At 72.6% G+C, this 13,264-nt stretch carries 13 protein-coding genes; 6 read left to right on the top strand and 7 right to left on the bottom strand.

From position 1 onward, the window contains the following. The first annotated feature begins 83 nt into the window (after positions 1-83). Positions 84-368, top strand: a complete 285-nt coding sequence (locus tag IA22_RS0109770; RefSeq protein WP_015575906.1) for a chaplin — start codon at positions 84-86, stop codon at positions 366-368. Positions 369-455: 87 nt separating this feature from the next. Here IA22_RS0109770 and IA22_RS0109775 read toward each other — a convergent pair whose 3' ends face one another. Continuing rightward, positions 456-1,316, bottom strand: coding sequence for a tyrosinase family protein (locus tag IA22_RS0109775; RefSeq protein ID WP_030123342.1), 861 nt, complete (start codon positions 1,314-1,316; stop codon positions 456-458). A gap of 15 nt (positions 1,317-1,331) precedes the next feature. After that, the gene (locus IA22_RS0109780) at positions 1,332-1,796 is read right to left on the bottom strand and encodes a tyrosinase family oxidase copper chaperone (protein WP_014157950.1); all 465 of its coding nucleotides are present in this window, start codon (positions 1,794-1,796) and stop codon (positions 1,332-1,334) included. 192 nt (positions 1,797-1,988) lie between these two features. Between IA22_RS0109780 and IA22_RS0109785 the strand changes: the two genes are divergently transcribed. Together IA22_RS0109785 and IA22_RS0109790 are read left to right on the top strand one after the other, a co-directional pair. Then, positions 1,989-3,278 (top strand): cytochrome P450, encoded by a 1,290-nt coding sequence (locus tag IA22_RS0109785; RefSeq protein WP_015575908.1) that lies wholly within the window; start codon positions 1,989-1,991, stop codon positions 3,276-3,278. A 111-nt stretch (positions 3,279-3,389) separates the two neighbouring features. Then, entirely contained in the window at positions 3,390-4,586 is a 1,197-nt protein-coding gene (locus tag IA22_RS0109790) for a glycoside hydrolase family 26 protein (RefSeq protein WP_030123343.1), read from the top strand. Between the two features lie 87 nt (positions 4,587-4,673). Here IA22_RS0109790 and IA22_RS0109795 read toward each other — a convergent pair whose 3' ends face one another. Further along, positions 4,674-6,077, bottom strand: a complete 1,404-nt coding sequence (locus IA22_RS0109795; protein ID WP_030123344.1) for a hypothetical protein — start codon at positions 6,075-6,077, stop codon at positions 4,674-4,676. 164 nt (positions 6,078-6,241) lie between these two features. On the opposite strand from IA22_RS0109795, the gene IA22_RS0109800 reads away from it, so the two are divergent. Then, the gene (locus tag IA22_RS0109800) at positions 6,242-7,513 is read left to right on the top strand and encodes a molybdopterin-dependent oxidoreductase (RefSeq protein ID WP_030123346.1); all 1,272 of its coding nucleotides are present in this window, start codon (positions 6,242-6,244) and stop codon (positions 7,511-7,513) included. Positions 7,514-7,820: 307 nt separating this feature from the next. On the opposite strand, the gene IA22_RS0109810 is transcribed toward IA22_RS0109800, so the two are convergent. Genes IA22_RS0109810 through IA22_RS0109820 form a run of 3 tightly spaced genes read right to left on the bottom strand, consistent with a single transcriptional unit; the run spans position 7,821 to position 9,987 of the window. Further along, positions 7,821-8,603, bottom strand: a complete 783-nt coding sequence (locus tag IA22_RS0109810) for a class I SAM-dependent methyltransferase (RefSeq protein WP_014157944.1) — start codon at positions 8,601-8,603, stop codon at positions 7,821-7,823. Continuing rightward, positions 8,600-9,259, bottom strand: coding sequence for a TIGR04282 family arsenosugar biosynthesis glycosyltransferase (locus tag IA22_RS0109815; protein WP_015575912.1), 660 nt, complete (start codon positions 9,257-9,259; stop codon positions 8,600-8,602). The genes IA22_RS0109810 and IA22_RS0109815 overlap by 4 nt, the downstream gene beginning before the upstream one ends. Continuing rightward, positions 9,256-9,987 (bottom strand): glycosyltransferase family 2 protein, encoded by a 732-nt coding sequence (locus IA22_RS0109820; RefSeq protein ID WP_030123347.1) that lies wholly within the window; start codon positions 9,985-9,987, stop codon positions 9,256-9,258. The genes IA22_RS0109815 and IA22_RS0109820 overlap by 4 nt, the downstream gene beginning before the upstream one ends. A gap of 123 nt (positions 9,988-10,110) precedes the next feature. On the opposite strand from IA22_RS0109820, the gene IA22_RS0109825 reads away from it, so the two are divergent. Continuing rightward, positions 10,111-10,884 carry a response regulator transcription factor gene (locus IA22_RS0109825; protein ID WP_202432894.1) on the top strand — a complete coding sequence of 258 codons (774 nt, stop codon included), beginning with the start codon at positions 10,111-10,113 and terminating at the stop codon, positions 10,882-10,884. A 5-nt stretch (positions 10,885-10,889) separates the two neighbouring features. Then, positions 10,890-12,005: a sensor histidine kinase gene (locus IA22_RS0109830; RefSeq protein ID WP_014157940.1), complete on the top strand. Its 1,116-nt coding sequence runs from the start codon at positions 10,890-10,892 to the stop codon at positions 12,003-12,005. Between the two features lie 10 nt (positions 12,006-12,015). Here the strand turns inward: IA22_RS0109830 and IA22_RS0109835 are convergent, their stop codons facing one another. Further along, entirely contained in the window at positions 12,016-13,074 is a 1,059-nt protein-coding gene (locus IA22_RS0109835) for an NAD-dependent epimerase/dehydratase family protein (protein WP_030123349.1), read from the bottom strand. Between the last annotated feature and the right edge of the window lie 190 nt (positions 13,075-13,264).

A 13,264-nucleotide genomic window follows, 5' to 3' on the forward strand; every position in this document is an offset into this window, starting at 1 on the left:
GTTACCGTCTGTCGACTTCCGCGTTGTCAGAGCATGCCGGCCGCACTCCAGGTGGCCGGTTTCGACCCTCTCAAGGAGAACTGATGTCGCGTATCTCGAAGGTGGCCGCCGTCATGGCAGGTACCGGTGCCCTGATCGCCGGCGGTGCCGGCATGGCCACCGCCGACTCCGGAGCGGAGGCCGTGGCGGCCCACTCCCCCGGTGTCCTTTCGGGCAACGCCGTCCAGGTGCCCGTGCACATCCCGGTCAACGTGTGCGGCAACACGGTGAACGTGATCGCGCTGCTGAACCCGGCGTTCGGCAACACCTGCGCCAACGTCTCGGACCACCAGGAGGCCAAGGCGGACGAGTACGGCTACGGCCACTGATCTCCCCGAGGCACCGTCGGGCCTCCTCCCTCCGCTTCGTGCGAGGGGAGGGGGCCCGGTTCCGTTCCGGGGGACGGCCCGCGTCGTTCAGACGTACCGGTAGAGCCGTGTGTGGTCCATGAGCTGGGAGGGGGCCACGTCCCAGGGAGGCATCGGCCGGTCGAGCGGGAAGATCCGGTCCCGTTGCGGGTCGTCGGCGGGGAGCGCGCGGGCCGGCAGGTAGCGGGCGCGGGGATGCGTCTTCTGCCAGCGGGACCAGAGCAGGTCGATGAAGGCGTGGTGCAGCCAGAAGACCGGATCGTCGGGGGACGCGGCACCCGCCATCGACCCTCCGATCCAGCGGTGCACCTTGTTGTGGTTGGCGATGCCCCGGCCGCCCCTGATGCCCCAGCCCTCGATCCTGTTGCGGAAGCCGGTGGCGCTGACGCTGTTCCAGGGCGCGGTGTCGTACACCGGGTCGCCCAGCGCGCGGTCCACCTCCGCCGCGCCGGGCAGGGTGACGGGTGCGGAGGGCCGGCCGAAGTTGCGCCGCAGGAAGTGGTCGTCGGTGACCTCGGCACGGATGCGCCAGCCTCCCCGCCGGTAGGCGAACGGTCCGGTCATGACCTGCCGGTCGCCGGGCCTGCCGTTGCCGCCCAGGAAGTCCTCGGCCCAGAGGGAGGACTTCGCCGTGTTGTCCCGCGTCCAGTCCCAGTACGGGACCGACACCCGGGGATCGACCGACTGCAGCGCCTTCTCGAACTCCAGGAGGTACTGACGGTGCCAGGGGAAGAAGGACGGGGTCATGTGGGCGGGACGGGGCCTGCTCTCGCCGTCGGTGACGTAGTACTGCCGGTGCAGGGTGACGAAGTCGTCGTAACGGCCCGAGCGTTTGAGTTCCAGGATCGCGTCGACCAGGCGTTTCTTCTCGGTGCGCGTGAGGTCGCGCTGATTCTTGCGGCTGTGCACCCTCGTCCTTAGGTCTCAGATGGTGTGCGGGGAGACGGCTGACAACTGGGCGGTGCCGAGTTCGTCGACCGCCGCGCGGGCCGTCTCGAGAAGTGTCGGGAACGACTCGTAGTGGGTGACGGTGCTGAGGTAGCTTCCGTCGGCGCGCCGCATCACGTGCAGCGTCCTCCCGTCGACGCTGACGTCGGCGGCGGGAGCTGCGAAGGACGTACCGGCGTGTGCCTGCGCCCCGGCCGGCACCACGGTGGTGGCCGTGCCCCGGATCTCGCGGCCCTTGTAGAGCTCGGAGAACCGCTCGGGCCCCACGGCGTCGCGCTCCTGGCCCGGGCCTCCCGGGCCTTGGCCCTGGAGGAGGACCGGGGCCAGCGCGCCGCCGGTCCCGGCGAGCACTGCGGCGGTGAAGACGGCGCGCAGCACCGCGCGGCGGACCGGCCGCGGGGCGCCGGCCGGCTCCTCGCCGGGGCCGCTGGTCGGATTCATGGTGTGTGCCTCCCTCTCGTCCGCTCCTGCGAGAGCTCTCGCTCCAGTGGGCAACGAGACGGGGCGCGAACGGTTCTCTCATGCGCCGGACATCGCGCGACCGTGGGAATTTCACACGCCCGTCCGGCCGTGTCGGCCGCCGGGCGCCGCACGTCGGGCAACCATGGCCGTCCGAACTCCCGGAGGTTGTGCATGAACGCGCCGACGCAGGTGCCCACCGACCGCGCGCGCGGAGCGGCGGGCGCGGATCTGGCCGATCCGGCTTTCTGGCGGCTCCCCCGGACAGAGCGGCTGTCGGCGTTCGCCCGGCTGAGGGAGCTCGACGCACCGGTCCGCTTCACGCCGCGTACGGGATCGCGCACGCCGTTCCGTGTGCTGGTGAGGCACGCCGACGTACGGGCGGCCAGCCGCCGGCCGCAGGTCTTCGCCAGCGCCCCCGGGGTCACCGTTCCGGAACCGGCGCCCTGGGCCAAGGCGGTGTTCGGGAACTCCATGGTGAACATGGACGGCGCCGAGCACGCGGCGCTGCGCCGGACCATCTCGCGCGCCTTCACACCGAGGCTGCTGGCCGCCGCCGAGGAGAACATCGAGGCCGTCGCCCGTCGGCTGGTGGACGAGGTGCGCGCCGAGGGCCCGGGCGACTTCATGCGCGCGGCTCCCTCACGCATGCCGTTCGAGGTCATCTGCGACCTGATGGGCATTCCCGCGCGCCATCGGACCGCCATCGCCGCACGGATCGACCACGCCTCGCAGTACGTGGGGGTCCAGCGGCGTGGCCGCGCCCGGCTCAGGGTGCCGGGGCGGGGCCTGCGCTCCCTGGCGCGTATGCAACTGGAGATGGCGGGCATCGCCCGTGAGCGGCGCCGGTCCCCGGCCGACGACGTGATCTCGGCGCTCGTCCGGGCGGACGTCGGCGGGCAGGCCCTGTCCTCACGTCAGCTCGGCGCGTTCTTCTCGCTGCTCCTCGTCGCCGGTGTGGAGACCACCCGGAACGCGATCGCTCACGGGCTGGTCCTGCTGAGCGCCCACCCGGAGCAGCGGGCCCTCCTGGAGGCGGACTTCGACCGCCACGCCGACGGCGCGGTGGAGGAGATCGTCCGGCACTCGACCCCGATCATCCAGTTCCGGAGAACCGTGGCGGCCGAATGCGCGCTCGGGGGCCACACCTTCCTCCCGGGGGAAAAGGTCGTGCTCCTCTACGCGTCCGCGAACCGGGACGCGTCCGTATTCCGCGATCCCGATGAATTCGACATCACCCGGTCCCCGAATCCACACCTCGGATACGGCGGAGGAGGCCCCCATCACTGCCTGGGGGCACATCTGGCGAAGCTGGAGATGAAAGCCCTCTTCCGCGCAATGCTCACACGGCTGGGAGGTGTGAGGACTTCGGGCACGGCGGTGCTGGTCGACTCGAATTTCGACAACCGCGTCGGCGCCCTCCCTTTCACCTTCGGCAGAAATCACCCGAACGGCCCGCGATGAGGCCGCGTGTGTCGCGAATGGTCTATCGACGGCCGGTACCGCAGCCCATTGTTGAATCTTTCTCCTTAGGGTCGGCAAGGTCGGAGTCAGGCCGCAGTCCTAGGAGGATCCGTGCCCGTACAGCGCCGTCTCACCACATTCGGCATCGGGGCGACCGCGCTCTGTCTCCTGGTCGGCGGCGCGTTCCTCGCCGACCACGACGCCGCGGACACCCAGACCGGCAAGGGCGCCGCCCAGGGAGCTCCGGAGCCGGTCGGGACGACTGCCGTCGGCGCCTATCTGGACTACGGGCCGCAGGGCGTGCAGCGGATGGGCGAACTGTCGCGCTGGCTCGGCGGTACGGAGCTGCGGGTCGGGCACACCTATCTGCCGGGCGACCTGTGGGAGAACATCGAGGGCCGTCCCGGCTTCCTCGCCTCCTGGGCAGCCTGGCGCAAGGGCGCCGACGACCGGATGCTGGTCCTCAACACGCCGATGCTGGAACGGAACGAGGAACGCCTCTCCGACGAGGAGGTACGAAGCCTGCTCCGGGAGGGCGCACAGGGGCGGTTCGACGAGCACTTCCGCCGGCTGGCGGAGCGCCTGGTCCTGCTGGGGGTCCCGGACACGGTGATCGTCCTCGGCTGGGAGATGAACGGCACGACGTACACGCACCGTTGCGGGCCCGATCCGGTCGCGTGGAAGGCGTACTGGAATCGCATCGTCACCGCGATGCGGTCCGTCTCCGGCCAGAAGTTCCGCTTCGACTTCGCACCGAGCCGCGGCCTGGACGCGGTGCCGTGGACGGATTGCTACCCGGGCGACGACGTCGTGGACATCATCGGCATGGATTCGTACGACCAGCCTCCGGCCCGGACCTTCGACGAGCAGGTGAGTGAACCGTACGGCCTGCAGAAGCAGGTCGACTTCGCCGCCGAGCACGGCAAGCCGATCTCCTTCCCCGAGTGGGGGCTGTTCCGCAACGGGGACAACCCCGAGTACATGCGCCGCATGCTGGAGTGGATGGACCTGCACAAGCCGCTCTACCAGACCATCACGGACTACTGCCCGCACGGGGTGTGGCAGTGCGCCGACAACCCCGAGTCGTCGAAGGTGTTCCGCGAGATGCTGAGCGGGCTGCCGGACGCCCCCGGGCCCTCTGCGCCCGCTGCCGAACCGAGCGCGCCGCCGACCACGCCCGTACCGGAGGAGCCCGCGCCGACGGTACCCGAACCGGATGTGAACGACCCCGCCTGGTGCTTCACCGTCCCGCTGGGCGACTGGTTCGGCCAGTGGCTGGCCGACCGCGAGATCTGTGCGCGCGGCTGAGGGACGCGTGACCGCCCCGGTGTAAGGGGCGGGCGCGCGGACGGACCGGGGCGACCTCGTTGTTCCTGCCGGGCCGGGCCGCTCCCCTCACCAGCCCGTCCACAGCAGATGGTTGACGAGCAGGGCGACAGCGGCCTGAGCGGCAAGCCAGGCGCGCCGGTCGCCGTCCGGGAGCAGTGCGGCGGCGGGCATCAGCCAGAGGACGAAGGGCTGCCAGATGCGCTCGGTCTCCGCCTTGCTCATCCCGGACAGGTCGGCGACGGCGACGGCCAGCAGGGCGGCGAGGGTCAGAACCGCCAGCCGCTGTACACCGGTCGCGGTGCCGGAGAGCAGTCCGCGCAGCGCCGCCGGCGCGGACGCCGCCGCGCGGCGCAGACCCGCCACGGTGGCGAGCCCGGCCGCCAGTGTGGCGCAGGCGAGGTTCCCCCAGACCCAGTAGGAGAACGGGCGGACTCCGCCCGCGCCCTGGTAGTAGCGCTCCACCAGCAGGTGGTAGGCCTCCCACCAGTTGAATCCGGCCAGGGTGAAGGCCACGGGGGCGACCAGCGCGCCGAGCAGGAAGGTTCCGAGCGGGCCCACGGTGCGGGTCATGACCAGCACGGCGGCCGGCAGGACCGCGATGAGTGTCAGGCCGTAGCTGAGATAGCAGGTGAACCCGAACAGGAGGCCGGAGGCGAGTGCGGCCACTGCCGGGAACCTGACCGTACGGGTCGCGGCGAGGGCCAGCAGGGCGACCGACCAGGCCGCCACGGCGGTGAAGTAGCCGTCCGCCGACGTCCCCGTCCAGACGGCGAAGGGGGCCAGGACCAGGAACGGAGCGGCACGCCGGGCGAGGTGTTCGCCCGTCAGGGCGCGCAGGGCGACCAGCACGGCGGCTGCGGCGGAACCGCCGAGCACGATGCACCACGTCCCCGCCCAGGCGCCGCCCCCGAGCCCGATCCGGTCCAGGCCGACGAAGGTGAGGGTGGCGCCCGGCGGGTGTCCCGCGACATGGGCGGGCCAGTTGCCCGGCGGGCCGATCACGATGTGGTCGGTGAAGCCGCGCAGCGCGGCACCGATGTCGTCGAAGCGGTCGATCACCCGCAGGTACTCGTGCTTGGTGGTCAGCCGGCGCGCCACCCCCCGGTACCAGCCCTCGACGAGGGCGAGCGACAGGATCCAGGCCACCGAACCGGCCCAGCAGGTGAGGAGCAGTCTCCGCCACGGGAGCCTGGCCGCAAGCCGTGGACCGTAGGCGACCACCGCGACCGCGACTCCCAGGGCGAGCGGGGTGCCGGGGCCGACGTGCGGGTCCCAGGAAGCCAGCAGGGGCGGCCACTGGACCTGCAGGCTGCCGTCGCCCTCCTGGATCATCCATCCGACCACCGCGGCCAGGGCGACCAGCAGGGCTCCCGCCGCGGCCGATGCCAGGTCCCGCCGGCGACCGGCAGGGCGGTCGGGAACGAGGGGTTCGGAGGTGCGGAGGAAGTCACCGCGTTGCTCGGTCGTCACGCAGGCACGCTACGCATCCGGGGCGCCCGACGGGTGCTGCGACGCCCCCGCGTCACACAACTGTCAGATCGCGCGGCGGACCCGTCCGGGCGGGCGCACGGCGTCAGACTTTCGTCAGGAGTCGTTACCCCTCCGGGGCGGTCTCCCCGGCATACCGTCGGCGCATGGGCGACAGACGTCAGCGAACCGCTCCACACCTTCCTCGTGCTCCCTTCCCCCTTCCCACCGGCCCCGCCTTCTGGCGCAGCCCGGTGCGCGGGGTCCGCTTCACCGCCGTGCTCGGCGTGGTGCTGCTGGCCGGTATCACCCTGCTGTTCGTGACCGGCCTCCTCTCCTACGCGGCGTACAACCCCGACCTCGCCGCGGTGAACGACAAGACGCCGGCGAAGGGCCTGCTCGGCTTCTATCTCTTCGACTGGCCCACGGGGCCCCACTGGCTGTACAGGCTGACCCAGGGGCTGCACGTCACCGTGGGCATCGTGCTCGTGCCCGTCCTGCTGGCCAAGCTGTGGTCGGTGGTCCCGAAGCTGTTCGCCCTGCCGCCCGCACGGTCGGCCGGACACGCCCTGGAGCGTTGCTCGGTGCTGCTGCTGGTGGGCGGCGCCCTCTTCCAGTTCGTCACCGGGCTGCTCAACATCCAGTTGGAGTACCTGTTCCCCGGGTCCTTCTACCCGCTGCACTTCTACGGGGCGTGGGTCTTCTTCGCCGCGTTCCTCATCCATACGTTTCTCAAGCTCCCGCGGGCGCTGCGGGTCCTGCGCCGCGGGCTGCCCGCCGCGCAGGACGAACTGGCCTCTCCGGCCCCCGCCGCCGAGACCGTCTCCCGGCGCGGCGCCCTGGCGGTCGTGGGGGCGGGCTCACTGCTCCTCCTGGTCACGTCGGCCGGGCGGAGTTTCGACGGCGGGGTGCGGCAGACCGCGCTGCTGACCCCGCGCGGTGGCGCCGAACCGGGGACGGGGCCCAACGGCTTCCAGATCAACAAGACCGCGGCCCACGTGGGCGTCACCCCGGCGGAGACCGGGGCGGACTGGCGGCTCACGGTCGTCGGGCCGGCCGGGGAGACGCAACTGTCCCGGGCTCGATTGCTGTCCATGGGACAGCACAGCGCGGCACTGCCGATCGCCTGCGTGGAGGGCTGGTCGACGTCCGACCAGTGGTGGCGTGGGGTCCGTCTGCGTGACCTCGCCGCGCTCGCGGGCTTCCCGGAGGATCCGCCGGGAGTGCTCGTGGAGTCCCTCCAGCGCAGCGGTCCCTTCCGGTCGGTGGCGCTCAGGGACAACCAGGTGCGGGACCCGCGTTCACTCCTGGCGCTGGCGGTCAACGGCGAGGATCTCTCACCCGACCACGGGTTCCCGGCACGGGTCATCGTGCCGGCCGCCCCCGGCGTGATGAACACCAAATGGGTGAGCCGCCTGACGTTCGGAGAGCTGCGATGAGGGTTCTGCGCCGCTGGTACGGGGAGGGCCCGCTGCATCTGCTCCTGATGGTCTCCTCCTTCGCCCTCGCGGGATACGCCGGGGTACGGCTGCTCGACGGGGACACCCTCCTGATCCTCGTGTGGTTCGTGGGCGCCGCGCTGGTGCACGACCTGGTGCTGGTCCCGCTGTACTCGGCGGCGGACCGCGCCCTGCGGGTCCCCTTCTCCCGCAGCCCGGGCCTGGTGAACTTCGTACGGGTGCCCCTCCTCCTGTCCGGACTGCTCCTTCTGATGTGGTTCCCCCTGATCACCCGTCATGCCGAGCGCTACGAGCCGGCGAGCGGGATGTCTCCCGACAGGTTCCTCGGGAACTGGCTGCTGATCACGGCGGCACTGTTCGCCGTGTCGGCGTCCTGGCTCGTGGTTCGCACGGTCCGGGCCCGCCGCAGGGCGACGAAGGGGCGGCCGTCGGCCTCCCACTGACCGACGGGCTCCCAGCCCTCCGATCGCGCGTGTACGAGCAGGGCGGCCTCACCGACCCGGGCCCAGGGGAAGTGGGGTGCGGTGCCGGGCTGCTCCCGGCCGTCGTCGAGGCGTACCCGGACCCGCTCGTCCACATCGTGGGGCGCGGCCTCCGTGATCAGCAGTCCACCCGGGGCGAGCACCGTCGCGACCCGCCGGAGCAGGGCACGGGGGTCACCGCCGATCCCGATGTTGCCGTCGACGAGCAGGCCGGTTCCCCAGCGGCCCTCGTCCGGGAGCGGCTCGAACACACTGCGCCGGAGCGCCGCACCGCCGGTCCGCCGGGTGCGTCCGACGGCGGCCTCGCTGACGTCGATGCCCAGCGCCCGGTGCCCGCGTGCGGCCAGGGCGGCGACGAGCCGCCCCGGCCCGCAGCCGATGTCGATGACCGGTCCCACGCAACGGCGCAGCGCGGACAGGTCGGCGGCGTCGGCGTCCGCGCACCAGCGCTCGACGTCGAGCGGCAGCAGCCATCCGTCCTCGCCGCGGAGGAAGAGGGGGCCCCGGCCCCGGCTCAGCGCCCGCCCGTACGGGTCGGCGGCCCAGGTGGCCGCGCCCGTACCGGCCGGTGGCAGTACGGTGCTCACCGGGCCACCGCCCGCTCCAGGCGGCCGAGCGTCGCGGAGAACGCTCCGTGCGGCGCGGCGCCGGCGACGTACCGGGCGTCCTCGGCCGTGTCGACGTCGCGCAGGGGCGGCAGGTCGCGCACCGTGAGCCCCGCGTCCGTCAGGCGGGCCCGCTGGATCGCGCCCGTGTCGGGGCGGGACATCGGCACACCCCGTACGAGGCCGGGGTCCGGCACCGCAAGGCCGAGGGCCCAGAAGCCTCCGTCCTCGGCGGGTCCGAACCAGGCGTCGCAGCCGTCCCAGGCGTCCTGGGCGAGCGCCGGCGCCAGCAGGGCGGACGTGATCTGGGGGGTGTCCATCCCGATGAGGAGGGCGGGCCCGGAACAGGTGCCGAAGGCCGCCGCGATGCGTTCGTCGAGCGTGCCCGCGCACTGCGGAAGGACGTCGAAGCCCGAGGGTGTCCAGGGGCCGGGGTGTCCGTCGAGAACCAGGACGCGCCGCCGCGCGGGCAGCGTGAGGACGGTCCGCAGAGTGTCCTCGAGGGCCGCGGTGGCCAGCTCCGCGGCCTCGACGGGGCTGAAGGGCGGCGTCAGCCGGGTCTTGACCCGGCCCGGCACCGGCTCCTTGGCGATGACCAGCAGTGCCGTCACTCCCGGACACGGTGCGGGCCTGCTCATCGGGTCGCCTCCGCCCTGATGCTCCGGGGCGTGGGGTACTCCGGCTGCCGCAGCACCTCGCGCATGTCCCGCACCGCGTGCCACGTCCCCCGCCAGGTGCCGGTGACCTTGGACCTGCCCGTCCGGGGCGCGTAGGGCACGTCGGTCTCCGCGACGCGGAGTCCGGCGTCCGAGGCGCGCACCACCATCTCCAGGGGGTAGCCGCTGCGCCGGTCCGTCAGGCCGAGGGCCAGCAGCGTCTCCCTGCGCACGGCCCTCATCGGGCCGAGGTCGTGCAGGCGCAGTCCGGTGCGACGACGCACCATCCGGGACAGGGCGAAGTTGCCCGCTCTGGCGTGCGGCGGCCAGGCGCCTCTCGTCGTGGGACGTCGCCGTCCCAGGAGCAGGTCGCACCGCCCCTCGGCGACGCGGCGGACGAACCCGGTGAGCAGCCCGGGGTCGAGGGAGCCGTCGCAGTCGCAGAAACACACGTACTCGGCCTCGGCGGCGAGCAGGCCGGCGTGGCAGGCGGAGCCGAAACCGCGACGCGGTTCGTGCACGACAGTCGCGCCCAGCGAACGGGCGATCGCGGCGGAACCGTCGGTGGAGCCGTTGTCGACGACGATGGCACGCCATCCTTCCGGGACGCGGGCCAGGACGCTGGGCAGGGCCTCGGCCTCGTCGAGGCAGGGCAGGACGATGTCGGCTCGGACGGGGGCTGCGGGATCAGCCTGTGCGTAATCGGTCACGCCGGTCACCCTACGGAGCCAAATCCGTCATTTCGGTCTTCAGGTTCTTACGAAACGTGGACGTCGACCGTGTGGCGGCCGGTGAACAGCCCTTCGAACGGCGGGTGCTGCCACAGTGTCACCATGCAGAACATCTCCTCTCCTCCGGGCCCCGGGACCGTTCCACCGACCGGTGCCGGGGACGGCGTGTCGTACGGCCGCGTGCTCGTCGTGGACGACGACCCGACCGTGGCGGAGGTGGCCGCCGGATATCTCGGACGCGCCGGTTACGACGTGGGGCGGGCGGACGACGGGCCCGCGGCTCTGGAGAGCGTCGCGGCGCTGCGACCGGACCTGGTGGTGCTCGACCTGATGCTGCCGGGCGGCATGGACGGTTTCGAGGTGTGCCGCAGGATCCGCGCCCGCGGACCCGTGCCCGTCATCATGCTCACCGCGAGAGGCGACGAGGACGACAGGATCCTCGGGCTGGAGACCGGTGCCGACGACTACGTGACCAAGCCCTTCAGCCCACGCGAACTCGTGCTGCGCGTGGAGGCGGTCCTGCGCCGGTGGCGGCGGACCGAGCCCGGCCCCTCCGCCGGGATCGGCGGAGCGGGCATCGTCCTGGAGCCCCTGGCCCGGCGGGCGACCCGCGGCGGTGAGGACCTCTGCCTCACCCTCCGGGAGTTCGACCTGCTCGCGTTCTTCCTGAGGAATCCGGGCCGGGCGTACACCAGGGAGGAGCTGATGCGGGAGGTCTGGGGCTGGGACTTCGGTGACCTGTCGACGGTGACCGTCCACGTGCGGCGCCTGCGCGGCAAGGTCGAGACCGACCCGGCACGGCCCGCCCTGATCCAGACGGTCTGGGGCGTGGGATACCGCTTCGACCTGTCCGGCGCTCCCTCTGTGACGGGCTGACCGGCGTGGCCGACATCGCGCTCATCGCTCTCTTCGCCTTCCTGGGCGCGGCCGCCGCGGGCCTGCTGGGAGCGCTCGCCCTGCGTCTGCTGCGACACCGCACCCTCGTCGTGTCGCTGACGGTCGTCGCGGCCGTGGCGGTGACGGCGATGCTGGCGGGGACCCTGACGGTGGCGTGGGCCATGTTCCTGTCCCCGCACGATCTGACGGTGGTGACGACCGTGGTGGCCATGGCCGCCGTGGTCTCCCTCGTGACCGCGGTGCTGCTGGGACGCTGGGTGGCCGCCCGGAGCCGGGACCTGGCCCTGGCAGCCCGGTCCTTCGGCGACGGGGGCACCTTCGCCGCACCGGAGGGCCAGGCCACCGCGGAGCTCGCGGCCCTCACCCGGGAACTCGCGGCCACCAGCGCGAAACTGGCCGGTTCCAGGGAGCGTGAGCAGGCGCTGGAGAGGTCACGCCGCGAACTCGTCGCCTGGATCTCCCACGATCTGCGGACCCCGCTGACGGGGCTGCGTGCCATGTCCGAGGCGCTGGAGGACGGGATGGCCCCCGATTCCGGCCGCTACCTGCGGCAGATACGGACGGAGGTCGAGCGCATGAACGACATGGTCGGCGACCTGTTCGAACTCTCCCGGATCCACGCCGGGTCGCTGGCCCTGACCCCCTCCCGTGTCTCCGCCCTCGACCTGGTCGGTGACGCACTCGCCGGCGCGCATCCCCTGGCACGCGAACGCGGGGTGCGGCTGGTGGGCGGTCGGATCGACGCGGTGCCCGTGGAGGTGGACAGCAAGGAGATGAGCCGGGTCATGGCCAACCTCCTCATCAACGCGATCCGTCGCACCCCCGCCGACGGGACGGTCGCGGTCGCGGCGCGGCGGTCGCCGGAGGGCATCGTCCTCTCGGTGACGGACGCCTGCGGCGGGATCCCCGAGGAGGACCTGGCCCGGGTCTTCGACACGGGCTGGCGGGGCACGCACGCCCGTACCCCGCCGGCCGGGGCGGGTCTCGGGCTCGCCATCGTGCGGGGCATCGTCGAGGCGCACGCGGGCCGTACCGGCGTACGGAACGTGGCGGGCGGCTGCTGCTTCGAAGTCACCCTGCCCGCGGCGCGGGGAGGGTGACCCGGGAGGGCTACCCGGCGCCGCGCAGGGGTTCGGTGGCGAATTCCCTCATGCCGGTGACGAAGTCGGTCGCCGGTTTCCAGCCGAGCTCCTCGCGGAGCCGTCGCGAGTCCGCCGTCACGTGCCTCACGTCCCCGAGCCGGTACTCACCGGTCACGACGGGCGCCGGGCCGCCGTGCGCCGAGGCCAGGGCCCAGGCCATCTCACCGATGGTGTGAGGGACGCCGCTGCCCGTGTTGTAGGCGTCGAACGAGCCGGGTCCGCGCTCCCGGAGAGCCGCGAGCGCCGTCACGTTGGCCGTGGCGACGTCCCGGACGTGGACGAAGTCGCGCCGCTGGCCGCCGTCCTCGAACACCCGGGGCGACTCGCCGCGGGCCAGAGCCGAGCGGAAGAAGGACGCCACGCCGGCGTACGGCGTGTCGCGCGGCATCCCCGGCCCGTACACGTTGTGGTAGCGCAGTGCCACGGCCCGGCCGCCCGTCGCACGGGTCCAGGCGGCGGCGAGGTGTTCCTGGGCGAGCTTGGTCGCGGCGTAGACGTTGCGCGGATCGACGGGGGCGTCCTCGGTGACGAGCCCGGGCACCAGTTCCGACCGGCAGGAAGGGCACCGGGGTTCGAAACGGCCCGCGTCCAGGTCGGCCACCGACCTGGGGCCGGGGCGGACCACGCCGTGCCGGGGACAGTCGTAGCGCCCCTCGCCGTAGACCACCATGGACCCGGCCAGCACCAGATCCCGGATCCCGGCCGCCGCCATCTCCGCCAGCAGCACCGCCGTGCCGAAGTCGTTGCAGCCGACGTACTGCGGTGCGTCCGCGAAGTCCTTGCCCAGACCCACCATGGCCGCCTGGTGGCACACGGCGTCGATGCCGGTCAGCGCCCCGGCGACGGCCTCACGGTCCCGTACGTCCGCGACGACCGAACGGACACCGGGCGGGGGCGGGGGCACGGAGGCGCCGTGGGCGGACGGCAGGAGTGCGTCCAGGACCACCGGCTCGTGCCCGTCGGCGGCGAGTGTCCGGACGATCTGGGATCCGATGAACCCGGCTCCGCCGGTGACCAGTACGCGCATGGCCGCCACGCTAGGACCGGCCGGGACGGGAATCGCGGTCCGGCGCGCCCACGTCACCCGACCGTAAGAAGGTCCGGGGCCGTCCGGCGACACCCGGGCACGTCCGACACGCGTCTCCCCGACGCGTCGCTTCCGGATCACCGGTGTCTCTTCGATACTGGTGCCGTACGCAGGACCGGACCCGCACCGA

Source organism: Kitasatospora papulosa (assembly GCF_000717245.1).
Classification (GTDB): Bacteria; Actinomycetota; Actinomycetes; order Streptomycetales; family Streptomycetaceae; genus Streptomyces; species Streptomyces papulosus.

Bases quoted from the DNA above. Each gene is read 5' to 3' on its own strand.
- IA22_RS0109770 (WP_015575906.1), top strand. From the start codon at position 84: ATGTCGCGTATCTCGAAGGTGGCCGCCGTCATGGCAGGTACCGGTGCC.
- IA22_RS0109780 (WP_014157950.1), bottom strand. From the start codon at position 1,796: ATGAATCCGACCAGCGGCCCCGGCGAGGAGCCGGCCGGCGCCCCGCGG.
- IA22_RS0109785 (WP_015575908.1), top strand. From the start codon at position 1,989: ATGAACGCGCCGACGCAGGTGCCCACCGACCGCGCGCGCGGAGCGGCG.
- IA22_RS0109800 (WP_030123346.1), top strand. From the start codon at position 6,242: ATGGGCGACAGACGTCAGCGAACCGCTCCACACCTTCCTCGTGCTCCC.
- IA22_RS0109815 (WP_015575912.1), bottom strand. From the start codon at position 9,259: ATGAGCAGGCCCGCACCGTGTCCGGGAGTGACGGCACTGCTGGTCATC.
- IA22_RS0109825 (WP_202432894.1), top strand. From the start codon at position 10,111: ATGCAGAACATCTCCTCTCCTCCGGGCCCCGGGACCGTTCCACCGACC.
- IA22_RS0109835 (WP_030123349.1), bottom strand. From the start codon at position 13,074: ATGCGCGTACTGGTCACCGGCGGAGCCGGGTTCATCGGATCCCAGATC.